Raw genomic sequence first — 24186 nt, forward strand, 5'->3', positions numbered from 1 at the left:
ACCTGTACGTCGTTGGTCGAGCTTGTCGAGACCTTGCCCCGCGGGTCAGAGGGTCTCGACAGGCTCGACCACCGGGATCCTGTTCTCGAGCCCATGGCATCCCCGCCGGTCGAGCTTGTCGAGACCGCACGCCGCCGGTCGAGCCGCACGCCGCCGGTCGAGCCGCACGCCGCCGGTCGAGCCCGTACTCCGGTGGTCGAGCCGTACTCCGGTGGTCGAGCTTGTCGAGACCTCTCCCATGCTGGTGGCGTGCCTGTGCCCCGGGAGAGCGTGTGTTCTCCCGGGGTGGGCGGGTGGATCCTGTTCGGCAGGCGCTGCTTGTGACCGGTGGTGCTCAGCGGGTCTCGCTGATGTCGCTGGTGTTGGTGGTGTCGTGGGTGCCTCGTGGGGTGACCAGCCAGGTCCTGCCGTGCTGGCTGGTCCAGATATAGGTTCCGTCCCTGGCCCGGCGATAACGCCAGCGGCCGTGGGTCTTCATCAGGTGGTGACGCCGACACAACGGCGCCAGATTCTCCGGCCGGGTTTGCCCGGGTGGGCCACCCTCACCGGGTGGGAGATACGGGTCGATGTGGTCCAGATCGGCGTCCCAGCTGGAGCGTTCACAGTTGGGGTAGACACAGTGTGGGTCACGGAGTCGGACGAGGGTGTCCATCCATTCGGGTGGATCATGTCGATCCACTGCATCGGTGCGGTTCAGGTCGACGACTGGGGTGATGGTCGCGAGGGAACCGTGGCGGGTGATCCAGTCTCGTAGTTGGGTGGTGAGGATCTGTCCGAGCCGGTCGGTGGAGGCGATGCCGTCGCCGTCCAACCCCAACTCGTGGGGGTCGAGGCCCAACGCGAACAGGTCGGCGAGGTTGACGTGGGCCATCACCCGCAGTCCACGCCGGCGTCCGAACGGGCCCGGTGTCGTGGCCAACCGACCCGGCTTCACCCCGATCCCCGGGTTGCCCAGCACCGGCTCGCCACCCGCTGCCGCAGCGCCGTCCGTGCTGTCGGTGCTGCTGCTGTCGCCGGCGCTGGTGGCGTTGCCGGTGTAGTCGAGGGTGGGTTGTTCGGTGTCGTCGGTGAGCCGTCCGATCGCTTTGGCACGGCGTTGGTCGACTGGTGTCGGTGTCTCCGAGGTTCCGCATCGGCTTCGGCCTCGGCAGTTGAGGAGGTCCAGGAATCGGGTCAGGTCCAAGGAGTCACCGACGGCTTGGAGCTCGGAGGTGCCAGCGATCCCGCCGGCTCCTTCTTCTTGTCCGGCTTGGGGGTGGTGCAGCCACACTCCCCAATCAGCCTTCCCCTTCGCCGCGCTTGGGTCCTTCACCAGCTCGGGGTGGAACTTCGCGATCGCCATCGCCAACCACTTCTCGATCGTCGGCCACCCGGTGAGGCCGGTCGCGGCGAGGTGCTCGTCGAACCACCGTGCAGCGGCGTACGACAGTTTCCTCGTGAGCAGGGCGACACGGCGGGCGTTCCACCCCGGCACCTCCAGGGCCTCGACCTTCGCCCACAGCTGCGGCAACCGGTGGACCAGGTCCAGGGCGTCGGCGACCAACGCGAACCCGGCACTACGTGAGATCCCGGCCGAGGCGGCGAGTTCCTCGACCGCGAACAACGCGACATCAGGGGTGCCGTCACCCGAGATCGGCTGTCTCACAGTCGGTGGGAAACAGGGTCTCGTCACCCACCACCGCCTTCGGGTGCTCCGGAGACGGCGGGTGCATGATCGCCCACTGGTAAGCCAGACCGCAGCTTGCTGCGGATCGCCTTCAGCTCGACGACCCGGTTCTTCGGCGAGGAAGCCGAGCAGGGTCCCGCCATCGAGGTCAGAGACCTCGTACGGCTGGTGGCGGGCGTCGATTTCGATCATGGAACCAGTCCAACATTTGGCTCCGACACAACCCGACGATCACGAACCCAACCTGTGGACAACCACCAGCCGGCGCTGCCGGGACGAGGTCTCGACAAGCTCGACCACCGGTCCGGTCTCGACGGGCTCGACCTACGGTCCGGTCTCGACAGGCTCGACCTCCGGGCTGGGTCTCGACAGGCTCGACCTCCGGTCTGGTCTCGACAGGCTCGACCAACGATCCGGTCTCGACAGGCTCGACCAACGATCCGGTCTCGACAGGCTTGACCAACGAACGGTCTCGACAAGCTCGACCAACGATCCGGTCTCGACAGGCTCGACCAACGAACCGAGCTTGACCAACAGGGGTGGGCGGCGAGGATCACGCGGTGACGGGAGGCGTGGGCAGTTGGCGAACCGGCGCGGGTGAGAGGATGCCGGACGTGCGGATCAGGATCGACCTTGCCTACGACGGCACGGACTTCAAGGGATGGGCCAGACAACCGGGACTGCGGACCGTGCAGGAGGAGTTGGAGGCCGCCCTGGTCACCGTGCTCCGCACCGAGGGGGTCCGGGTGACCTGCGCCGGGCGCACGGACGCCGGCGTACACGCCCGGGGGCAGGTCTGTCATCTCGACCTCGATGACGACGTGCTGGTCAGGGCGGGACGTGCTCGGAGTCATGGTTCGACCGACCCGTCGGCCTTGGCGGCCCAGGTGGCACGACGGGTGAACGGGATCCTCCCCGGTGATGTGAGGGTGTCCTCGATGTCTCTCGCACCGGAGGGTTTCGATGCTCGATTCTCGGCGATCTGGCGCCGATACGCCTACCGGATCGCCGACACCCCGGAGACGATCGATCCACTCACCCGCAACCACGTCCTCACCTGGGGCCGCCCCTCGACGCCGCGGCGATGAACGAAGCGTCGCGCTCCCTGCTCGGGCTCAAGGACTTCGCGTCGTTCTGCAAGAAGCGCGAAGGCGCCACCACCATCCGCACGTTGCTCGACCTCGAGTGGGAGCGCGTCGACGGCCACCTGGTCGGAACTGTTCGTGCCGACGCGTTCTGCCACAACATGGTGCGCTCGCTGGTCGGCTGCCTGATGGCGGTGGGGGACGGGCGCCGCGAGCCGACGTGGGCTGCCGAGGTGCTGGGAGCCGCGCGCCGCAATCCCGCGGTCTCCGTCGCGCCTGCCCACGGGTTGACGCTGGAGGAGGTTGGCTATCCGGAGGGCGCCGAGTTGGTCGCACAGGCCGAGCGGGCGCGCAACAAGCGGGAGCCCTGGGAAGGTGGCACGCGTGAGTGAGCACTATTTCAGCGCCGACCCGACGGCGGAGTTCCGGCGCGAACCGGTCGAGGCCCGCGTGTGGGGTCATGACTTGCTGCTCTCGAGCAGTTCAGGCGTCTTCTCCAAGGGCCATCTCGACATCGGCACCTCCGTGCTCCTGCGACACACGGATCCGCCGGTGGCTGGTCGGGTGCTCGATCTCGGTTGTGGGTACGGCGTGATCGGGTTGGGCATCGCGGTTGCATCTCCCGAGGCAGTGGTCACCGGGGTCGACGTCAACGAGCGCGCCTTGTTGCTGGCCCGCGAGAACGCCGAGGCGTTGGGAGTGTCCGACCGGTTCTCCGCGCACCTGCCCGACGACGTACCGGAGGGAGAGTTCGACGAGATCTGGTCGAACCCGGCCGTCCGGATCGGCAAGGAGGCAATGCACGAGATGCTGCTGCGCTGGTTCGCCAGGCTCACCCCGGACGGACGCGCGGTGATGGTGGTCGGCAAGAACCTCGGCGGAGACTCCTTGCAGCGATGGTTGGGGGAGCAGGGCTACCCGACGACCAGACTGGCGAGTGCCAAGGGATTCCGGGTCCTGGAGTCCAGGGTGGCGCGATGACTCGGTCGCGGATGGTGGTCGTCGGCGGTGACGCCGCTGGGATGAGCGCTGCCCACCAGGCGCTGCGCTCGGCCCAGCAGCACGGTCGCGAGCTCGAGGTGACCGTGCTCGAGGCAACCGAGGACACGAGCTACTCGGCCTGCGGCATTCCCTACTGGATCTCCGGTGAGGTGGATTCGCGCAGATCGCTGATCGCGCGCACCCCCGAGGTGCACCGGCAACTGGGTGTCGACCTACGCACGGGCGCCCGTGCGACGCACGTCGACCACGATGCCGGCGAGGTGCACTGGGTCGGTCCCGACGGGGAGCAGCGGCTCGGCTACGACGACCTCGTCATCGCCACCGGCGCCCCGTCGATCGTGCCGGACTGGGCGCGTGACGCGTCGGGTGCTCCGGGCAGGGGCGTCCAGGTGGTGAAGACGCTGGACGACGGTGCCTGGTGGATCCGGGCACTCGCTGGGGCACCGAAGCATGTGGTGGTGGCCGGCGGCAGCTACATCGGCCTGGAGATGGCCGAGGCCATGCTGGCGCACGGTCACCGCGTGACGCTGATGACCCGTTCCCGGGTGATGAGCAACCTGGACGAGCCGATGAGCGACCGGGTGGCAACTGCCCTCGACGTCGGCGGCGTCACGGTGCACACCGGGGCCGCGGCCTCAGGCGTCGAACGTGCCGCCGACGGTTCGTTGGCCGCGGTGCTGGCCGGCGACCTGCGTGTCGAGGCCGACCTCCTGGTGTTGGCGATCGGGGTCACGCCCGCCACCGAGATCGTGCAGCACCTCGACCTGCCCCGCTCGCGCCGTGGAGCGCTGCGCCCGGATCCGCACGGGCGTCTCGCCGACGGGCTGTGGGCTGCGGGGGACTGCTGCGACGTGCGGCACCGGATCACCGGTGACTGGGCCTATCTGCCCTTGGGCACGCACGCCAACAAGATGGGTCGTGCGACCGGCGACACCATCGGTGGCGGTGACCTCACCTTCCCGGGGGCACTCGGAACCGCCATCACCCGTTTTGCCGCGGGAGCGGCGTACGCGGAGATCGCACGCACGGGTCTGGGGCTGGTGGAGGCGCAGGAGGCCGGCTTCAAGGCGGTCGAGGTGACCACCGACGGTACGACGGCGAGCGGCTACCACCCGGACGCCCAACCGATCGCGCTGAGCGTCGTGGGCGAGCAGGGGACCGGTCGACTGCTCGGTGCGCAGCTCGTCGGTGGACGAGGCTCCGCCAAGCGGATCGACACCGTCGCCATGGCGCTGTGGAGCGGCTCGAGCGTGGCAGACCTGGCGTGGGCAGACCTGGCCTACGCGCCGCCGTTCGCCACGGCGTGGGAGTTCGTCTCACTGGCTGCCCGCAGGCTCGCCGAACGGCTCTGAGGGCGCGCGACGACGACCGGTCCGGTCAGGAGCCTCTGCTGCGTTCCCAGCGGTTGCACGCGGCAATGACCAAGATGGCCAGCGCGGCACCGGCAATGGTGTCGATGACGTAGTGCTCGCCGTAGTAGATGAGTCCGAAGGACATCGTCAGCGGGTAGAGCAGGGTCAGCCACGACCATGCGTTGCGGTAGCGCTGGATCAGGTAGAACGAGATCAGGAAGGCGGTGCCGGCGTGCAGGGACGGCATCGCCGCCACCGGGTTGCCGACCCCGGTGAGGATCAGGTGGTAGCGGCCCAGCCCGGTGTCGCCCCAACCACGGCTGGTGAGGCGCAGGACCTGCTCCTCGAGGTATCCGTCGCGACCCGCCATCCACGGCGGCGCCATCGGGTAGACGACGTAGATCGCCAGACCGGCGAAGTTGAGGCCGATGTAGCGGCGCATCCACTTCAGCCACTCACCGCGGTTGCGCAGCCACAGCACCACGGCGAGGACCAGGCCGAAGATGAAGTGGGTGGAGTAGACGATGGTGAAGACCAGGTCGTACCACCGGGCGCCGGCGTGCGGGTCACAGTCCACGCTGCACAGTCGGTCCTGCAGCCAGGCAGTGGGCAGTTCGCCGCCGAACATCCACTTGTCGGCGTCGACGGGGAACTGGAACGCCACGGGCATCGCATAGAGCTCGTCGGCGAGGCCGCGGCCGTAGAAGTAGACGACCAACGCGAGGAGGGGCGCCCACCAGTCCCGGATGAAGCCCAGGTGGTAGCGCCACGGCTCCTCGATGTTCCAGGCGATCGTGCCGAGCCACAGCCACACGAAGATCTGCACCGTGTCGCTGGGAATGCCGAAGTTGATCGTGAAGATCGTCAGCAGGATCCCGAAGACCGTCATCGACGCGAAGCGCGTCCTGGGGCGGGTGACTCCGCGTCTGGGAACGTCGACGGCGGCGTCGTTGATCTGCTCGGTGCCGCTCGCCATGCGCGGAATATTACGTCACCACCCCCAGCCGCCGACGAATCGAGGTCCGGTGATGAGGAGGCATGTCGTCCGGATTGAGAAGGTCGCAACACATTGGCCGTGTCCTGCGTCTGCGGGGCATGGAGGTGGCATTGACGGCGCCGCGAGGACAGTTCACTCGGATGCCGAGCCCGACTTCGGGCAGCGGCGGCACTGGGCGGCGATGCCCTGATCAGCCAGCCGCGGGAAACCCGGGTGCACGGATGCGATCCTCAAGGGACAATCGACTCCCGTGGGACACATCGAGGCGGCCGGTATCCGTTATGAACTGCCTGACGGGCGGGTGTTGCTGGACGAGGTGTCCTTCCGGGTCGCGGACGGCGCGAAGGTCGCGCTGGTGGGTGCCAACGGTGCCGGCAAGACGACCCTGCTGCGGATCATCACGGGTGAGCTGACGCCCCACGCCGGCGCCATCACCCGTTCCGGTGGACTCGGTGTCATGAAGCAGATGGTCGGGCGTGGTGCCACCTCGGTCGCCGAGCTGCTGCTCTCGGTTGCTCCGGAGCGGGTCCGGAGCGCAGCTGCGGAGGTCGACGCCTGCGAGCTGGCACTGATGGAGGCCGACGACGAGGCGACCCAGATGCGTTATGCCACCGCGCTGGGGAGTACGCCGACGCTGGTGGCTACGACCTCGAGGTGGTCTGGGACGTCTGCACGATGGCAGCCTTCGCCGTGCCGTTCGACCGGGCCAAGTACCGCTCCCTCGACACCCTCTCGGGCGGGGAGCAGAAGCGACTCGTCCTCGAATACCTGCTGCGCGGGCCCGACGAGGTGCTGCTGCTCGACGAGCCCGACAACTTCCTCGACGTGCCGGGCAAGATCTGGCTCGAACAACGGATCCGGGAGTCGGCCAAGACGATCCTCTACATCAGTCACGACCGCGAGTTGCTCAACAACACCGCCACGCGGGTGGTCACCGTCGAGCTAGGTGCCGCAGGCAACCGGGTGTGGACGCACCCGGGCGGGTTCGCTTCGTACCACCAGGCCCGGCAGGACCGCTTCGCGCGCTTCGAGGAACTGCGCAGGCGCTGGGACGAGGAGCACGCCAAGCTCAAGGCGTTGGTGCTGCGGCTGAAGGTCAAGTCCGAGTACAACGACGGCATGTCGAGCCAGTACCGGGCGGCCCAGACGCGCTTGCGGAAGTTCGAGGAGGCGGGACCGCCGACCGAGCAGCCGCGCGAACAGCAGGTGACGATGCGCCTGACCGGTGGCCGCACGGGCAAACGAGCCGTGGTCTGCGAACAACTCGAGCTGAGCGGCCTGATGAAGCCCTTCGACCTGGAGGTCTGGTACGGCGAGCGGGTGGCGGTGCTCGGCTCCAACGGCTCCGGGAAGTCGCACTTCCTGCGACTGCTCGCCGCCGGCGGAAGCACCCCGGAGAAGGAGCACGAGCCTGTCGGCGAGGTGGAGATCGCGCCGGTGGAGCACCGCGGTGTCGCGCGGCTCGGGGCGCGGGTCCGGCCCGGCTGGTTCGTGCAGACCCACGCGCATCCCGAGCTGGTGGGCCGGACCCTGGTGGAGATCCTGCACCGCGGTGACGACCACCGGAACGGGCTGCCGCGTGAGGCGGCTTCGCGGGTCCTGGACCGCTACGAGCTGGCACACGCTGCCGAACAGCCCTTCGACTCGCTCTCCGGCGGCCAGCAGGCACGGTTCCAGATCCTGTTGCTGGAGCTCTCCGGCGCCACTCTGCTGCTCCTCGACGAGCCGACCGACAACCTCGACGTGCAGTCGGCGGAGGCGCTCGAGGAGGGCCTGGCCGCCTACGAGGGCACCGTGCTCGCCGTGACCCACGACCGCTGGTTCGCCCGCGGCTTCGACCGGTTCCTCGTCTACGGCGCTGACGGCACCGTGCGCGAGACGCCCGAACCCGTCTGGGACGAGGGACGCGTCGCGCGCGCCCGCTGACCCCGTTCGTGGGTCAGGCGCCGGTGGCGTCGGAGCCGAGGGTCAGCGTGGTGGTGCTTTCCTTGCCTCCGCGGACGTAGGTGATCTCCACCTGGTCGCCGGGACGATAGGCGCGGATGTTGGCGATGAGGGCATCCGAGCCCGTGACGGCGTGGTCGTCGATCCTGGTGATCACGTCGCCGCGTTGCAGGCCCGCCTTGTCGGCAGCGGAGCCCTCCGTCGACTCCTGGATCTGCGCGCCGGTCGCGCCGGTGTCGTCGGTGCGCACGTCGGACACGCTGATGCCGAGCCGGGCGTGGGTGGGCTCCTCGCCGTTTCGGATCTGCTCCACGATCGGCATCGCGGCATCGATCGGGATGGCGAAGCCAAGGCCGATGGAGCCGCTCTCGGCGGTCTGCCCGTAGGCGTCGGTCGTGCCGGAGGTGCGGATGGAGGAGTTGATCCCCACCACGTTGCCGGACATGTCGATCAGCGGTCCACCGGAGTTGCCCGGATTGATCGCGGCGTCGGTCTGGATGGCCGGGTAGGCGGTGGTGTTCCCGGACTGGTCACGCGCCACCTCGACCGGGCGGTTGAGGGCGCTGACGATGCCCGAGGTCACCGTGGCGTCCAGGCCGTAGGGCGAGCCCACCGCGACGACACCCTGGCCGACGGCGAGATTGGCGGACTTGCCGAGCGTGGCTGGGGTGAGATCGGACACGCCCTCGGCCTTGATCACGGCGAGGTCGGTGAGACTGTCGGAGCCGACCAGGGTCGCCCTCGCGCGGCTGCCGTCGCTGAACGCCACGACCAGCTGACCGCCGCCCGCCGCGATCTCGGTCACGTGGGCGTTCGTGAGGATCTCACCATCCGAGCTGAGGACGATCCCGGAACCCGAGCCGCTGCCGCCCTGGCCGGACACCTCGATCTGCACCACGCTCGGCATCACCTTCGTGGCGGCGTCCTGCACCGAACCTTCGGTGGCGACGGTGGTGCCGGTGTCGACGACCCGGGCGGTCTGCACATTCGAAGACGCCTGGGAGTCCTCCTGCTGCGACGTCCACAGCGCGGCGCCGCCGACGCCGGACGCCCCGCCGACCAGGAGCGCCGCGACCAGCAGTCCGACGACGCCGCCCTTCCTCCGTCCCCGGTCGGGCACCGGCCCGAAGGCAGACGGCGCCGGGCCGACCGGCGAACCCGTCGGCGGCGGGTACGCCGGACCTTGGGATGCGCCGTAGGTCGGCAGCTGGCTGGTGGCCGCGTGCTGGTCGGCCTGGGACGGGCTGGGGTGCGAGGTCTCTTCGTGCATGACATCCACGGTGCTCCGTCTCCCTGTGAACGGGCTGAGAACCTGCCGTCGGAATGCCAAGACTCCTGCGAGGCCCAGTTGGTCACGTCCTGACAAGCCTTGTAGCGTCGATTCACATGCAATGGGGATACCGGCCCGAACTCGATGGCCTGCGCACCCTCGCTGTCGTGATCATCGTGTTCTTCCACGCGGGCGTGGCAGGGTGGGGCAACAGTTTCATCGCGCTCGACCTGTTCTTCGTCCTCTCCGGGTTCCTGGTCACCAACGTGGTGCTCACCGAAATCGACAAGACGGGTTCGCTGAAACTCGGCGCCTACTACGCACGCCGGGTCCGGCGACTGCTCCCGGCCGCGGTCGTCGCGATCCTCGTGACCAGTGTGATCTTCCTGCTCGTGGCCTCCCAGCCCGAGCGGCTCCCGCTGATCCGTCACGCCCAAGCCGCGCTGGTCTACCTCGCGAACTGGCAGTTCATCGCAGAAGCGGGGACTACTTCGCCGGAGACATGCGCTCGTCCCCGTTCATGCACTACTGGTCCTTGTCGATCGAGGAGCAGTTCTACATCCTCTTCCCGCTGCTCATCCTCCTGGTGCACCGGTTCTTCCCCGGCAAGGGCAAGGCCCTGTTGGTGGCCTTCGGTGCGGTTGCGGGCCTGTCGGTCATCTCGCAGCTGTACTGGGGCCAGGTCGACCCGAACCGCGCCTACTACGCCACCGACGCGCGGATGTTCCAACTGATGGCGGGAGCGCTCCTGGCAGTGGCGCTGCGGGAGTTCGCGTCCGTCGCCACCCGCCGGGCGCAGGCACTGTGGTTCCGTCGCGGGCGAACCCTGGCCATCGGTGGAGTGGTGGGTTACCTGATCTTCGGCAGTTCACTGATCTCGATGTCGGTCTCGCACCGCAACCTGGTCGCCACCTTCCTCGCCGGCGCGATGGTCGTGGGTCTCTACTGCGCTCCGGGGTCGAAGGTGGCGCGGCCGTTCGCGCTCCCGGGCGTCGTCTATCTCGGCAAGATCTCGTACGGCACCTATCTCTGGCACTGGCCGATCATCCTGCTGCTCAACACCTTCTTCGACGCCCGCCCGATCGTGGTGGCGGCCACGGCAGGCGTCGCCGCGATGGCGCTGGCCTCACTCTCCTACGAACTGCTGGAGACGCCGATCCGGCGCGGCAAGCGCCTCAACCCGATCCCGTGGCGGACCGTCGCCGGAGGCCTCTCCGTCTCCGTCCTGGCCGCTGTCGTCATCGTCGAGCCGATCCTGGGAAGCGCGCGCCCTCCCGCCGTCACGGTGTCGACAGCAGGGGGCGATCGGGTGATGGTCGACAGCGAGGCAGCTTCCGGCCTGGCCCGATCGGTACCCAAGCTGGACTACGAGAAGATCGACCGGATGCGAGGCACCACGGGCGAGCAGTGCACGCCGGATGACGTGACGTCGTGCGTCCGCGTCGACGGTGACGGCCCCCACGTGGTGTTGGTCGGGGACAGCCAGGCCCGCACGATGGTCCCAGCCCTCACGAAGCTCGCGAAGGAGCGAGGGTTCAAGCTGTCGACCAGCATCGCTCTCTCGTGCCCTTGGCAGGCTGGTCTCTACAACGGCCGAACGGGCCAGGCCGACTGCAAGGAGACCCGCAAGGACTTCTACGAGGAGACGCTCGCCGCGATGAAGGCCGATGTCGTGGTGCTGTTCAGCCTCGCTCGCAGCGACTCGTCGTGGGAAGGCGTCCTCGTCGACGAGGACGGCAACAGCGGCGATCTCCACGCGATGCAGCTGGAGGCGACCGCGCGCACCGCCGACCTGATCGAGGCCGCCGGGGCCCAAGCCGTCTTCGTGCACAGCGTCTTCGGCACCGAGGGGTGGGACCGGGAGGGGTTCAATCCGCTCGACTGCTTGGCCAGGGCGAAGGACCAGGGTGGCTGCGCGGTCACTCCGCCGCTGGACCGACCCGTCGTCGACGGCTTCTACGAAACGCTCGCCACCAGCCGCGACGCCGTCCACTCGGTGGACTTCAACGAACTGATCTGTCCCGGCGCGCCGTACTGCAGCCCGATTCTCGACGGGGCCGTCGTCTGGCGCAACGAGAACCACCTCACCACCCAGGTGTGGAACGCCGTGCGTGACCAGATGTGGGAACGGCTCGAGAGCAGTGGTGCGTTCGAAGACCTGACGTTCTCGGGCGTCGCCTCCGGCTGAGGCCTTGCCGTCGTCGGTGATCTCGGTCACAATCGCGGCACCACGACGGCCGGACCCTGGGAGGAACCCCGTGACCGCTGCACCCGCGCACACCCGAGTCCACGATCGCCTGGCGCACTGGGCCAACGCCACGCCCGACGGCGAGGCGATGACCTACCTCAACCGAACCTGGACGTGGAAGGAGTGGGACGAGCGCGTACGCCGCGCCGCGAGCGGGCTCCGGGCGCTCGGGATCGGTCGCGGCGACGTCGTGTCGTTCCTCGACAAGAACCACCCGGCGTGTGTCGAGATCAGCTTGGCAGCTGCGTCGATCGGTGCCGCGAACGCGATCATCAACTGGCGACTGGCCGGTGACGAGGTCGACTACGCGGTCAACGACTCCGGTGCGAGGGTGCTCTTCGTGGGCGTCGAGCTGGCGCCGACGGTGGCGGCCATCCGCGATGAGCTCACCCAGGTCGAGCAGATCATCACGGTCACGCCGGACGGCGCGGAAGGTGACGAGTACGAGGCGTGGCTGGCCTCGCACGAACCGGCGGAGGCAGCGCTGGACGTCGCTGAGGACGACGTCTGCCTGATCATGTACTCCTCCGGCACGACGGGCCGCCCCAAGGGCATCATGCTGACCCACCGCAACATGGTGACCCACACGATCGCCGCCCATGACGGCTGGGGTTTCGAGCCCGGTGACAAGTCGATGGTCTCGATGCCGCTCTTCCACGTGGGTGGGTCGTCCTACGTGCTCTTCGGCATCCACGACGGGATCCCCAGCGTGATGACCCGCGAGCCCGACGGCGCATCGCTCGCCGGTGCGATCCTCGCCGGTGCGAACCGCACCTTCCTGGTGCCGGCCGTGCTCGCCCAGGTGCTGCAGGCCGGCCCTGACGCGGTGAAGCTCTTCGGCGCGCTGAAGACCTACACGTACGGCGCGTCACCGATGCCGCCGCCGTTGCTGCGAGCGGCCATGGAGGCCTGGCCCGACACGGACTTCATCCAGGTCTACGGGCTCACCGAGGTCGGCGGTGTCGCCACGCACCTGATGCCCGAGCACCATCACGACAAGGACCACCCCGAACGGCTGCTGTCAGCCGGGATCCCGCTGCCGGGCATGGAAGTGCGGATCGTCGACCCGGCCACCCTCGACGACGTGGCGACGGGGGAGGAGGGTGAGATCTGGCTCCGCTCGGCGCAGGTGATGAAGGGGTTCCTCAACAAGCCCGAGGAGACCGCGAAGTCGATCACCGAGGACGGCTGGTTCCGCACCGGTGACATCGGGCGGATGGACGACGGCGGTTTCGTCTACGTCCACGACCGGATCAAGGACATGATCATCTCCGGCGGCGAGAACATCTATTCTCCCGAGGTCGAGCGGGTCCTTGCCGAGCACCCTGCGGTGATGGAGGTGGCGGTGATCGGCGTGCCCGACGACACGTGGGGCGAGGTCGTGAAGGCCATTGTGGCGCCCAAGCCCGACGTCGAGACGAGCGAGCAGGAGCTCATCGACTTCGCGCGTGAACACCTCGCCCACTTCAAGTGCCCGCGGTCGGTGGACTTCCTCGATCTGCTTCCGCGCAACCCCAGCGGCAAGATCCTCAAGCGCGAGCTGCGCAAGGAGCACTGGGAGGGGCGCGACTCGGCGATCGTCTGATCGACGCCGCGAAGAGAGACTTCCATCCAGCGGGAGTCTCCCGTTCCGTGGTTGCGCTGATGGACAGGGTGCGGGCACGGAAGGAGAACATCATGCCCACACTCACCACCGTCGCTCGTGACCTGGGGTTCTGCGAAGGACCAGTTGCGCTGCCCGACGGTTCCGTTGCCGTCAGTTCGATCAGTCTGGGGTGCGTGCACTTCGTCCGCCCGGACGGGAGCGTCGACCGGGTCGACACCGGGGAGGGGCCAACGGCCTCGCGGCCGCCGCGGACGGCACGGTCTACGTCGCCCAGAACGGCGGCGCGTGGCACGGCTCGGGCCCGGCGCCGGGCGGCGTGCAGGTGATCCACGACGGCCGGGTCGACTACCTGGTCGAGGTCGACGGCATCCCCAACGATCTTGTCTTCGGCCCGGACGGTCGTCTGTGGGTGACCGACCCGGTACGCGAGTTCACGTGGCACAACGGTGACGGTGGCGGTCCCGGACGGGTGCTCGCCGTCGACGTGTCGAGTGGCGCGGTCGAGGTGGTGCTGGAGGAGGGGCCGGTCTTTCCCAACGGCCTGGCCTTCGCCGCCGACGGGGTGCAGCTGCTGCTCACGGCCACGAGCTCGGCACAGGTTCTGGAGTACGACGTGACGACGGCTGGCCTGGTGGGTGGCCGGGCGCTCGCCCGGATCCTCGACGGCCACCCCGACGGCTGCACGCTCACCGAGCGGGGGCTCTGGGTGGCCACGACGAGTGGGCATCGACTCGACCTGATCGGACTCGACGGCACCCTGCTCGACAGTGTCTCGCTGGGTGCGAGGTCGCTACCCACCAACGTCTGCCCCGATCACGACGGTACCGGCCTCTATGTCACCGCGTCGTTGCAGGGGGCCCTGGTGCACGTGACCTTCTGAGCGACGTACTGCCACCCGGAACGAGAGAACCCCGTGACGGTGCGAGTCACGGGGTTCTTCGGTTGCCTCAGGTCAGGCCCAACGCTCCTCGGCGGGAACGAAGGTCAGCTGCCGGTCACCGGTGTAGATCTGCTTCGGACGAGCGATCTTCTGCTCCTTGTCCTGGATCAGCTCGTTCCACTGGGCAAGCCAGCCCGGGGTGCGGCCGATCGCGAAGAGGACGGTGAACATCTCCGGCGGGAACTGCAGGGCCTCGTAGATCAGGCCCGAGTAGAAGTCCACGTTGGGATACAGCTTGCGCTTGATGAAGTACTCGTCCTCGAGCGCGATCTTCTCGAGCTCCTGGGCGATCTCGAGGAGCGGGTTGACCCCGGTGACCTCGAAGACGTCGTCGCAGGCCTTCTTGATGATCGTGGCGCGCGGGTCGAAGTTCTTGTAGACCCGGTGGCCGAAGCCCATGAGCTTCTCGTTGCCGGCCTTCACGCCCTCGATGAAGGCGGGGATGTTCTCCTTGCTGCCGATGCGGCGCAGCATCCGGAGCACTGCCTCGTTGGCGCCGCCGTGCAGCGGGCCGTAGAGGGCAGCGACACCCGCGGCGACCGCGGAGTAGGGGTCGACCTGCGAGGAGCCGACCGACCGGACGGCGTTGGTCGAGCAGTTCTGCTCGTGGTCTGCGTGCAGGATGAGGAGCACGTCGAGGGCCTTGGCCAGGCGCGGGTCGGCGTCGAACTTCTGCTCGCTCATCTTGAAGAGCATCGAGAGGAAGTTCTCGGTGTAGCTGAGCTCGTTGTCGGGGTAGACGAACGGCTTGCCCTGCGCGTGGCGGAAGGACCAGGCGCCGAGCGTCGGCATCTTCGCGATCATGCGGACGATCTGCATGTGGCGGTTGGCCGGGTCATCGATGTTGCGCGCGTCCGGGTAGAACGTCGACAGGGCGCCGACGGACGCCATCAGCATGCCCATCGGGTGCGCGTCGTAGCGGAACCCGTGCATGAAGCTCTTGACGTTCTCGTGCACGAACGTGTGGTAGGTGATCTCGTGCACCCAGGCGTCGTACTGCTCCTTGGTGGGCAGCTCGCCGTGGATGAGGAGATAGGCGACCTCGAGGAAGTTGGACTTCTCGGCCAACTGCTCGATGGGGTAGCCCCGGTACTCCAGGATGCCCTTGTCACCGTCGATGAAGGTGACGGCACTGCGACACGACGCAGTGTTGACGAAGCCGGGGTCATAGACCGCGAGGCCGGGCTCTTCGTCGGACGTGCGGATCTTCCCGAGATCGGCGGCGCGAATGGTGCCATCGACGATCGGGACCTCGTATTCGCTGCCCGTACGGTTGTCGCGAACGGTCAGGGAAGCTGCCGGGTCGGCAGCGGCGGCCGGTGCGTCTGTCACGTCGGCTCCTGTCTGCTAAGTGTGTGTGGACACTCGGTGGAGGGTCACGCTCAACCTATTCCCCTTGCCGCTTCGTTGCGAACGAGGGTTGGGTTTGACCCGCTCTGTGAGACGGAATCGCTCACCGTCGTGGCAGCGTGGACCGGGACGGGAACCCGCCTCGGGAGTGAGCGCCTCGGCGTTTTGACCCGGGGAGCACGGGCCGCCTAAACTTGCCGATCGCGTCTCCTGCCGTGCCCTCTTGGGTGCAGACCCGGACGAAGTGGAACCGGGCAGTGTTCGTCAGAAGACGTCGGCACCACCACCTGGCCAAGCACCCTTGGCCGGGCCCAACGAACTGAAGTGGAGCAACTGACGTTGCGTACTTACAGCCCCAAGCCCGCTGACATCCAGCGCGAGTGGCTCGTCATCGACGCCACCGACATCGTGCTCGGCCGCTTGGCAGTCACCACCGCGAACCTGCTTCGCGGCAAGCACAAGCCCACCTTTGCCCCGCACGTCGACGGTGGCGACTTCGTCATCATCATCAACGCGGAGAAGGTTGCCCTCTCCGGCACCAAGAAGACCACGAAGATGGCCTACCGCCACTCGGGTTTCCCGGGTGGTCTGTCTGCCACTCCGATCGGCGAGCTGCTCGAGAAGGACGCCCGCAAGGCCGTCGAGTCGGCCGTTTGGGGCATGCTCCCCAAGAACCGCCTCGGTCGCCAGATCCTGAAGAAGCTCAAGGTCTACTCCGGCCCCGAGCACCCGCACGCGGCCCAGCAGGCCAAGCCGTTCGAGATCACGCAGATCTCCCAGTGATCGCAGACAAGGACATTTTCGTGACTGAGAACGTGACTGAGGTCGAGGAGACCTTCGAGACCAACGCCGAGGGCGTTGCCTACACCTCCGAGAGCGAGGCCTCCGCCGACGCTCCGCTGAAGCCGGCGACCATTGCTCCCGCCGCGGCCACCGGCCGTCGCAAGGAGGCCGTGGCCCGGGTGCGCATCGTGCCCGGCACCGGTGAGTGGACCGTCAACGGCCGCAACCTCGACTCCTACTTCCCGAACAAGCTGCACCAGCAGGTCGTCAACGAGCCCTTCGCTGCGCTGCAGCTCGAGGGTCGCTTCGACGTCATTGCCCGCATCCACGGCGGTGGCATCACCGGCCAGGCCGGTGCCCTGCGCCTCGGCGTCGCCCGTGCGCTCAACGACGTTGACCTCGAGGCCAACCGCCCGACCCTGAAGAAGGCCGGTCTGCTCACTCGTGACGCCCGCGTCATCGAGCGCAAGAAGGCTGGTCTCAAGAAGGCCCGCAAGGCTCCGCAGTTCAGCAAGCGCTGATTCACGCAGACGCGTCGCGTGCCGGACACTAGAGTGTCCGGCGCGCGACGCGTTCGCCATTTCTGGCCGTACCACCATCGACGAGGGGACCATTCGTGGGCAAAGTGTTCGGCACCGACGGCGTCAGGGGACTGGCCAATCGGGATCTCACCGCCGAGTTGGCTCTCGATCTCTCCGTCGCCGCGGCCCACGTGCTGGCCGAGCGGGGCGAATTCGCGGGTCACCGCCCCCTCGCCGTCGTCGGTCGCGACCCCGGATCTCCGGGCAGTTCCTCGAATCGGCCGTGGTCGCGGGCCTGTTGTCGGCAGGGGTGGACGTCGAACTGCTCGGCGTGCTGCCGACCCCAGGCGTTGCCCATCTGACCAAGACCCTCGGGGCAGATCTCGGCGTGATGATCTCCGCCTCCCACAATCCGATGCCCGACAACGGGATCAAGTTCTTGGCGCGAGGCGGGGAGAAGCTCGACGACGCCATCGAGGCAGCCATCGAGGCGCAGCTGGAGCAGGACTGGGAACGACCTGTCGGTGGCGCCGTGGGCAGGGTGAGCGAACGTAGTACGGCCGTGGACGACTACGTCGCCCACCTGATCCGGACCACCAACAAGCCGTTGACCGGTCTACGGGTCGTGCTCGACTGCGCCGAAGGCGCCGCGTCGGAAGCGGGCCCGCGGGCGCTCAGCGGCGCGGGTGCAGACGTGACCGCCATCCACGCTCAGCCGGACGGCCTCAACATCAACGACCGTTGTGGGTCGACGCACCTGGCCGACCTGCAGGCTGCTGTCGTCAAGGACGGTGCCGATGTCGGTTTCGCCCTCGACGGTGATGCGGACCGTTGCCTCGCCGTCGACGCCGAGGGCAACGTGATCGACGGCGACCAGATCCTCTCGATCCTGGCCGGAGCGCTGCGTGACTCCGGCAGGCTCCGCTCCGACACGGTCGTCGCCACGGTGATGAGCAACCTCGGTTTCGTACGGGCGATGGACGCCGCCGGCGTCTCGGTCCGCCAGACCAAGGTCGGCGACCGCTACGTGCTCGAGGCGATGCGCGACGGCGGCTACAACCTGGGGGCGAACAGTCCGGTCACGTGATCATGAGTGACCACGCCACCACCGGGGACGGCGTCCTCACGGCGCTCCACCTGCTCGAACGCATGGCGACCACCGGGTCGAGCATCAAGGAACTCGCCTCGGTCATGACCCGGCTTCCACAGGTGCTGGTCAACGTGCCGGGAGTCGACAAGGCCCGTGCCGAACGCGACGAGGTGCTCGTCGCCGCCGTCGCCGAGGCCGAGGCGGAACTGGGTGACCAGGGCCGCGTGCTGCTGCGCCCGTCCGGCACCGAGCCGCTGGTGCGGGTGATGGTCGAGGCGGTCGCCGAGGGCCATGCGAAGGCAGTGGCCGACCGCCTTGCCGACGTGGTGCGCGAACGGCTCTCGCTGGCCTGACGCCCGTCGGTGTCGTCGTGACCCGGCGACTTCGTAGGCTGTCCCCATGACTCGCGATGCCAGGCTGCTCGGGGGAGCAGTCCGTGCGTTGGCGGTGCTCGCTGTGGTGAGCACGCTGGGTGCCGGCATCGGTGCGGCTGTCGTGCAGGCCGGGGAGGAGCCCGGTGCGTCGGCCGAGCGCTCACCCACGGAGCCGGTCGCGACGCCGGTCGAGGACCCCTTCGTGGAGGAGCCCCGAGGTGGCTTCCGCTACGAGAGGTGGGTGTTCCAGCGCAACGGAGACGGTGTGACCTATCGGATCCCCGGTGGCTGGCACGTCCGACCGGTGCACGACCAGGTGACGGCCACTGACGCGACCGGCGAGGTGCGCGGACGCGGCAATCTCGCGGCGAACTACTACGGCAACCGCTGCACCGACGAGGTGGCGCGGGCGGGAGCCTGGACCCTGTTGGCCGAACCGGTCCCCGGCGACGACGCGGCGGCCGCGGCCGAGGAGGCAGTGGTGGCCTGGGCGAACGGTTACAACCACAACCAGAGCGGAACCCTCACGGCAGACATCTCCGACCCGGTCACCGAAACGGTCGAGCTCGCCGACGGGGACGAGGCGGTGCGCAGCTGGGTCAGCATCGACACCAGCGTCTTCGGCAGTGCGTGCGTCCCCGACCGGACCGAGATCGCGGTGACCACGGTGCCGCACGGCGACGAGCTGGTCAGCCTGGTTCAGGGACGCCACGTGCTGGAGACCGGCGGTCTGGGTGACGCCGACTGGAGCGCGATCTCCCTCTCGCTCGCGGTGAAGTGAGCCGAGCCCGCTGCTCGACTCAGAGCTTGCGAAGCCTGACGTAGCGCACCGAGTGGTCGTTGGCCTTGCGCAACACGAGCGTCGCCCGCGAGCGCGTGGGCAGCACGTTCTGCACCAGGTTGGGCTCGTTGATCTCTGCCCAGATTCGGCGTGCCTCGGCCACGGCGTCCTCCGTGGAGAGGTTCGCGTACTTGGAGAAGTACGACGCCGGGTCGCGGAACGCGGTCTCGCGCAGCCGAAGGAAGCGCTCGACGTACCACTGCCGGATGTCGGTCGTGGCGGCGTCGACGTAGACCGAGAAGTCGAAGAAGTCGCTGACCGCAAGTCCGGTGCGACCGTCGTCCCGGATCGCTGCCGGCTGGAGCACGTTGAGGCCCTCCACGATCACGATGTCAGGGTGCTTGACCGTGACTTTCTGATCAGGAACGACGTCGTAGATGAGGTGGGAGTACGTCGGTGCGAGCACCTCGTCCTTGCCCGACTTGATGTCGACGACGAAGCGCAGCAGCGCCTTGCGGTCGTAGGACTCCGGGAACCCCTTGCGATGCAGGATGCCGCGGCGTTCGAGCTCCGCGTTGGGAAGCAGGAAGCCGTCGGTCGTCACGAGGGCCACGGACGGATGGGCGGGCCAGTGGGCCAGCATCTGCTGCAGCACACGTGCCGTCGTGGACTTGCCGACGGCAACGGAGCCGGCGAGGCCGATCACGAACGGGGTGCGCTCCCGCTGTGGCTGGGCCAGGAACTCCTGCTGCTTGCCGTGCAGCGCGCCGGCTGACTCGACATACATGCTGAGCAGCCGGGAGAGGGGCAGGTAGACCTGCTCGATCTCCTCGAGATCGAGCTCGTCGCCGAGGCCACGGATTCGTTCGATCTCCTCAGCGCTCAGCGGCTGCTCGGTCTGGGTGGCCAGCTCGGCCCAAGCGGAGCGGTCCAGTTCGACGTAGGGCGAACTCTCCCGCTGTTGGTCACGGGGCTCCGGACCGGCGGAGGAGGGCATGGCGGGTATTCTTGCAGTCGTTGTGCGTGCCCAACTTCTGGGTCCGCGACCTCAGCCCGTCAGGGCGGATCGGGGAGAACCCAGAGCATGTGCGGAATCGTCGGATACGTAGGTGGACAGCAGGCACAGAACGTCGTTGTCGACGGGCTGCGTCGCCTCGAGTACCGCGGTTACGACTCCGCCGGCATTGCCCTGGTCCACGACGGCCGGATCGTCAGCGACAAGAAGGCTGGCAAGCTGGCCAACCTCGAGAAGGCGATCTCCGACCGTCCACTGCCTGAGTCGAACACCGGCATCGGCCACACGCGGTGGGCCACCCACGGTGCGCCGACCGACGCCAATGCCCATCCGCACCTCGGCAACACCTCGCGATTGGCGCTCGTGCACAACGGCATCATCGAGAACTTCGCCGAACTGCGCCGGGAGATCGAGGCAGCCGGTCACGTCCTCAGCTCGGAGACCGACACGGAGGTCGCTGCCCACCTGGTGGAGGCGGAGCTCGAGTCGGGGCTGGGGCTCACCGAGGCGATGCAGCGGGTCTGCCGTCGGCTCGAAGGTGCCTTCACCCTCGTCGCCGTCGACTCCGCCGACCCGAGCCGGGTCGTGGCCGGACGGCGCAACTCCCCGTTGGTCGTCGGCCTGGGAGTGGGGAGAACTTCCTCGGCTCCGACGTGGCCGCCTTCATCGAGCACACCCGCGACGCCCTGGAGCTCGGACAGGACCAGGTCGTGACGATCACCCGCGACGGTGTCGAGGTCACCGGCTTCGACGGCAGCCCCGCCGAGGGCACCCGTTACCACGTCGACTGGGACCTGTCGGCCGCCGAGAAGGACGGCCACGACTGGTTCATGCGCAAGGAGATCTTCGAGCAGCCGTCCTCGGTCGCGGCAGCCCTGCTGGGGCGGCACACCGAGGACGGTCGACTGCAGCTCGACGAGATGCGTATCGAAGACTCCGAGCTGCGCGAGATCGATCGCATCATCGTGGTCGGGTGCGGCACCGCGGCCTACGCCGGGCAGGTCGCAAAGTATGCGATCGAGCACTGGACCCGGATCCCGGTCGAGGTGGAGCTCGCCCACGAGTTCCGCTACCGCGACCCCATCCTGACGCGCAAGACGCTCGTGGTGGCCATCAGCCAGTCCGGCGAGACGGCGGACACCCTCATGGCGATCCGCCACGCTCGCGCCCAGCAGTCCAAGGTGCTGGCGATCTGCAACACCAACGGCGCCACCATCCCCCGCGAGTCGGATGCCGTCATCTACACCCACGCCGGTCCAGAGATCGGGGTGGCATCCACCAAGGGCTTCTTGACCCAGATGGTCGCCTGCTACCTGCTCGGCCTCTATCTCGCCCAGGTGCGGCGCGCGATGTTCGGCGACGAGATCGCCTCCGTCGTGCGCGACCTCGAGCAGTTGCCCGCGCAGGTCACCCGGGTGCTCGACAACGCCGGTCAGGTCTATGACCTGGCCGAGGACCTGCTCGGTTCCAAGGCGGTGCTGTTCCTCGGGCGGCATGCCGGTTATCCGGTCGCCATGGAGGGGGCACTCAAGCTCAAGGAGCTCGCCTACATGCACGCCGAGGGGTTCGCCGCCGGCGAGCTCAAGCACGGTCCGATCGCGCTCATCGAGCCCGGACTTCCCGTCTTCTGCGTCGTGCCACCCCGTGGCCGCGACCAACTGCACGGCAAGATGATCAGCGCGATCCAGGAGATCCGTGCCCGCGGTGCCCGGACGATCGTGCTCGCGGAGGAGGGCGACCCGGCCGCCGGTGACTACGCCGACACCCTCATCGAGCTCCCCAAGGTGCCCACCTTGATGCAGCCGCTGGTGGCGGTGCTGCCGCTGCAGCTCTTCGCCTGCGAGCTGGCCACCAAGATGGGGCACGACGTCGACCAGCCGCGCAACCTCGCCAAGTCGGTCACCGTCGAATGATCGTCGGGATCGGCACCGACGTCGTCGACGTCGACCGGTTCGCAGCCTCGCTCGACCGGACGCCGGCACTGCGGGGCAAACTCTTCACGCCTGGGGAGGCGGTGCTCCCGTTGCGCTCCCTGGCGGCGCGCTTCGCGGCCAAGGAGGCGCTGGCCAAGGCACTGCAGGCTCCGCCGGGCATGGCCTGGCACGACGCCGAGGTGATCCGGGAGGAGAGTGGTCGGCCGCGGTTCGAGATCCGCGGCACCGTGCTGGAGGTGGCCACCACGTTGTCGGTGCAGCGTGTCCACCTGTCGCTCACCCACGATGCCGGCATCGCCTCCGCCTACGTGGTCCTGGAGGGCTGACCTCCCGGCCGACTCTCAGCTCGCGCGCAGCAGCGTGAGGATTTCGTCGAGCGACTGGTCCACCTTGTCGAAGCGTTGGTCGACTTGCTCGAAGCGTTGGTCGACTTGCTCGAAGCGTTGGTCGATCCTGTCGAAACGGTTGTCGTGACCGTTGAGGCGACTTCCGTGCTGCATGGACTCGGCCCGGAGCTGCTCCAACAGGACGGTGTGCTCGTCCAGACGCCCACGCAGTCCGGTCAGCTGCACGGTGTGCTCATCCAGGCGACCCCGGAGGCCGGCCAGCTGCACGGAGTGCTGGCCCTGGGTGGTCGTGATGCCGGACAGCAGTTCGTAGATCTCCAGCACATCGTGCTCGAGTTGCTTCACCTTGCGCCCCAGGTTGTCGGTCGTCATGTGCTCGACGGTAAGTGGTTCGGCAGGAGGAAGCCAGCCCGTTCCGGGTGCCTGTGGAAAAGCAGTGCAGAAGCGCACCGGTAGCGTGAGGCCATGCGCAGCGCCCACACTGCCGCGGAGGTCCGAGCCGCCGAGGAGCCCCTGCTGTCCAGTCTCCCCGACGGCGTGCTCATGCAGCGGGCAGCGGTCGGTCTCGCACATGCGCTCGTCGACTTCCTCGACGGCGCCTACGGGCGGCGGGTGCTGTTGTTGGTGGGCCCCGGCAACAACGGCGGTGACGCGCTGTGGGCCGGCGCCCACCTGGCTCGCCGGGGTGCGGTGGTCGACGCCGTCCTGCTGGCCGAGCAGGTGCATCCCTCGGGGCTTGCCGCGTTCCGGGGCGCGGGCGGGCGGATCGGCCTGCCCTCCGTGCGACCGGACGTGGTCGTGGACGGGATCGTCGGCATCGGTGGTCGGCCCGGACTCGGGCAGGCCGCGATCGATGCCCCTGGCCTGCCTGGCCGGACGTGCCCGTGGTCGCCGTCGACGTGCCGAGTGGCGTCGACGTCGACACCGGGAGACGCCGCTGCAGCACGTGACGGCGGCGCTCACGGTCACCTTCGGCACTGGGAAGGTCGCGCACCTCGTCGACCCGGCGGCACAGGCATGCGGTGCGGTGCAGTACGTCGACATCGGGCTCGACCTGCCCGCCGCAGAGGTGACGGCTCTCCAGGCCGCCGACGTCGCCGCGCTGCTGCCACGCCCCGCCTCCGACGGGCACAAGTACACGCGCGGAGTGCTTGGTGTCCGCGCCGGCTCGGACACCTATCCGGGTGCGGCTCTGCTCTGTCTCGATGGGGCGCTCGGCCTCCCGGGATGGTCCGGTACGTCGGTCCTGACGTCGTGGCGACCACGGCCAGGAGTCGCCATCCCGAGGTGGTCGGCGCCGGGCGGGTCCAGGCGTGGGTGGTCGGGCCGGGGAGCGACGAGCGGGCAGCGGCCGAGCTCGCCGCGGCCCTGGCGGACGAGGTGCCGGTGCTCATCGACGCCGACGCCCTCTCCCACGTCCGGTCGCCCTTGCCGGTACCTGCCCTGCTCACGCCGCATGCCGGCGAACTGGCCGCGATGCTCGGCGTCGAACGCGGTGCCGTCGAGACGCGGCAGTTGCACCACGCCCGGGCGGCTGCGGAGAAGTGGGGCGCGGTCGTGGTGCTGAAGGGCCGACGTACCCTCATCGCGCATCCCGACGGGAGGGTGCGGGTCAACCTCACCGGCACGCCCTGGCTGGGCACCGCGGGGGCCGGAGACGTGCTGGCGGGACTCACCGGCGCGCTGCTCGCCTGCGGGCTCGATCCGTTCGAGGCAGGCGCAGTCGGAGCGTGGCTCCACGGGACCGCTGCGACCGTCGCGTCCGGTGGCGGACCGGTCACCGCGAGCGGCGTGGCGGCCGCGATCTCGACCGTGGTCCGGACCATGTCGAGCTGACGACCGGCGAGACCCTGCGTCGGGAGCGGCGGTCGACCTGAGAAA

At 68.5% G+C, this 24186-nt stretch carries 16 protein-coding genes and 5 pseudogenes; 15 read left to right on the forward strand and 6 right to left on the reverse strand.

The features are described from left to right. Positions 1 to 334 precede the first annotated feature (334 nt). Positions 335 to 1858 carry an HNH endonuclease signature motif containing protein gene (locus L1066_RS21665; protein ID WP_235738470.1) on the reverse strand — a complete coding sequence of 508 codons (1524 nt, stop codon included), beginning with the start codon at positions 1856 to 1858 and terminating at the stop codon, positions 335 to 337. Between the two features lie 413 nt (positions 1859 to 2271). Here L1066_RS21665 and truA point away from each other — a divergent pair. The 3 genes and pseudogenes from truA (at position 2272) to L1066_RS21680 (ending at position 5105) form a co-directional block, all read left to right on the forward strand. After that, positions 2272 to 3143 (forward strand): annotated as a pseudogene (truA, locus tag L1066_RS21670) (tRNA pseudouridine(38-40) synthase TruA). Further along, positions 3136 to 3732 carry a class I SAM-dependent methyltransferase gene (locus L1066_RS21675; RefSeq protein ID WP_235738471.1) on the forward strand — a complete coding sequence of 199 codons (597 nt, stop codon included), beginning with the start codon at positions 3136 to 3138 and terminating at the stop codon, positions 3730 to 3732. The pseudogene truA and the gene L1066_RS21675 overlap by 8 nt, the downstream one beginning before the upstream one ends. Next, on the forward strand, positions 3729 to 5105 hold the full coding sequence (locus tag L1066_RS21680) for an FAD-dependent oxidoreductase (RefSeq protein ID WP_235738472.1): 1377 nt from the start codon (positions 3729 to 3731) through the stop codon (positions 5103 to 5105). The genes L1066_RS21675 and L1066_RS21680 overlap by 4 nt, the downstream gene beginning before the upstream one ends. 25 nt (positions 5106 to 5130) lie before the next feature. Here L1066_RS21680 and L1066_RS21685 read toward each other — a convergent pair whose 3' ends face one another. Then, a complete protein-coding gene (locus L1066_RS21685; RefSeq protein WP_235738473.1) occupies positions 5131 to 6081 on the reverse strand; it encodes a phosphatase PAP2 family protein in 951 nt (316 codons plus the stop codon). Between the two features lie 271 nt (positions 6082 to 6352). On the opposite strand from L1066_RS21685, the pseudogene L1066_RS21690 reads away from it, so the two are divergent. Further along, positions 6353 to 8028 (forward strand): annotated as a pseudogene (locus L1066_RS21690) (ABC-F family ATP-binding cassette domain-containing protein). 13 nt (positions 8029 to 8041) lie between these two features. Here L1066_RS21690 and L1066_RS21695 read toward each other — a convergent pair. Next, positions 8042 to 9316, reverse strand: coding sequence for a S1C family serine protease (locus L1066_RS21695; RefSeq protein WP_235738474.1), 1275 nt, complete (start codon positions 9314 to 9316; stop codon positions 8042 to 8044). Between the two features lie 116 nt (positions 9317 to 9432). Between L1066_RS21695 and L1066_RS28965 the strand changes: the two are divergent. From L1066_RS28965 to L1066_RS21715, 4 genes and pseudogenes are all read left to right on the forward strand, one after another. Next, positions 9433 to 9723, forward strand: a pseudogene (locus L1066_RS28965) (acyltransferase family protein); the annotation flags it as partial. 95 nt (positions 9724 to 9818) lie between these two features. Further along, the gene (locus tag L1066_RS27150; RefSeq protein ID WP_283095557.1) at positions 9819 to 11504 is read left to right on the forward strand and encodes an acyltransferase family protein; all 1686 of its coding nucleotides are present in this window, start codon (positions 9819 to 9821) and stop codon (positions 11502 to 11504) included. A gap of 70 nt (positions 11505 to 11574) precedes the next feature. Beyond that, positions 11575 to 13149, forward strand: coding sequence for a long-chain-fatty-acid--CoA ligase (locus tag L1066_RS21710; RefSeq protein ID WP_235738475.1), 1575 nt, complete (start codon positions 11575 to 11577; stop codon positions 13147 to 13149). Between the two features lie 190 nt (positions 13150 to 13339). Then, on the forward strand, positions 13340 to 14050 hold the full coding sequence (locus tag L1066_RS21715; RefSeq protein WP_235738476.1) for an SMP-30/gluconolactonase/LRE family protein: 711 nt from the start codon (positions 13340 to 13342) through the stop codon (positions 14048 to 14050). Between the two features lie 72 nt (positions 14051 to 14122). Here the strand turns inward: L1066_RS21715 and L1066_RS21720 are convergent, their stop codons facing one another. Beyond that, a complete protein-coding gene (locus L1066_RS21720) occupies positions 14123 to 15442 on the reverse strand; it encodes a citrate synthase (protein ID WP_312008505.1) in 1320 nt (439 codons plus the stop codon). A 357-nt stretch (positions 15443 to 15799) separates the two neighbouring features. On the opposite strand from L1066_RS21720, the gene rplM reads away from it, so the two are divergent. The 4 genes and pseudogenes from rplM (at position 15800) to L1066_RS21740 (ending at position 19009) form a co-directional block, all read left to right on the forward strand. Continuing rightward, a complete protein-coding gene (gene rplM, locus L1066_RS21725) occupies positions 15800 to 16243 on the forward strand; it encodes a 50S ribosomal protein L13 (protein WP_235738518.1) in 444 nt (147 codons plus the stop codon). Between the two features lie 20 nt (positions 16244 to 16263). Beyond that, complete coding sequence (rpsI, locus tag L1066_RS21730) at positions 16264 to 16764, forward strand: 30S ribosomal protein S9 (protein ID WP_235738477.1); 501 nt, start codon at positions 16264 to 16266, stop codon at positions 16762 to 16764. Positions 16765 to 16859: 95 nt separating this feature from the next. Further along, a pseudogene (gene glmM / locus L1066_RS21735) lies at positions 16860 to 18207 on the forward strand (phosphoglucosamine mutase). Between the two features lie 46 nt (positions 18208 to 18253). Beyond that, entirely contained in the window at positions 18254 to 19009 is a 756-nt protein-coding gene (locus L1066_RS21740) for a DUF8017 domain-containing protein (RefSeq protein WP_235738478.1), read from the forward strand. 19 nt (positions 19010 to 19028) lie between these two features. On the opposite strand, the gene coaA is transcribed toward L1066_RS21740, so the two are convergent. Continuing rightward, entirely contained in the window at positions 19029 to 20006 is a 978-nt protein-coding gene (gene coaA, locus L1066_RS21745) for a type I pantothenate kinase (protein ID WP_235738479.1), read from the reverse strand. An 87-nt stretch (positions 20007 to 20093) separates the two neighbouring features. Between coaA and glmS the strand changes: the two are divergent. Together glmS and L1066_RS21755 are read left to right on the forward strand one after the other, a co-directional pair. After that, positions 20094 to 21937: pseudogene (glmS, locus tag L1066_RS21750) on the forward strand (glutamine--fructose-6-phosphate transaminase (isomerizing)). After that, positions 21934 to 22284 carry a holo-ACP synthase gene (locus L1066_RS21755; protein ID WP_235738480.1) on the forward strand — a complete coding sequence of 117 codons (351 nt, stop codon included), beginning with the start codon at positions 21934 to 21936 and terminating at the stop codon, positions 22282 to 22284. The pseudogene glmS and the gene L1066_RS21755 overlap by 4 nt, the downstream one beginning before the upstream one ends. Positions 22285 to 22299: 15 nt before the next feature. Here the strand turns inward: L1066_RS21755 and L1066_RS21760 are convergent, their stop codons facing one another. Further along, positions 22300 to 22677, reverse strand: coding sequence for a hypothetical protein (locus L1066_RS21760; RefSeq protein WP_235738481.1), 378 nt, complete (start codon positions 22675 to 22677; stop codon positions 22300 to 22302). Positions 22678 to 22770: 93 nt separating this feature from the next. Between L1066_RS21760 and L1066_RS21765 the strand changes: the two genes are divergently transcribed. Continuing rightward, entirely contained in the window at positions 22771 to 24141 is a 1371-nt protein-coding gene (locus L1066_RS21765; protein WP_235738482.1) for a bifunctional ADP-dependent NAD(P)H-hydrate dehydratase/NAD(P)H-hydrate epimerase, read from the forward strand. Positions 24142 to 24186 lie beyond the last annotated feature (45 nt).

It is taken from the genome of Nocardioides alcanivorans, assembly GCF_021555175.1.
Classification (GTDB): Bacteria; Actinomycetota; Actinomycetes; order Propionibacteriales; family Nocardioidaceae; genus Nocardioides; species Nocardioides alcanivorans.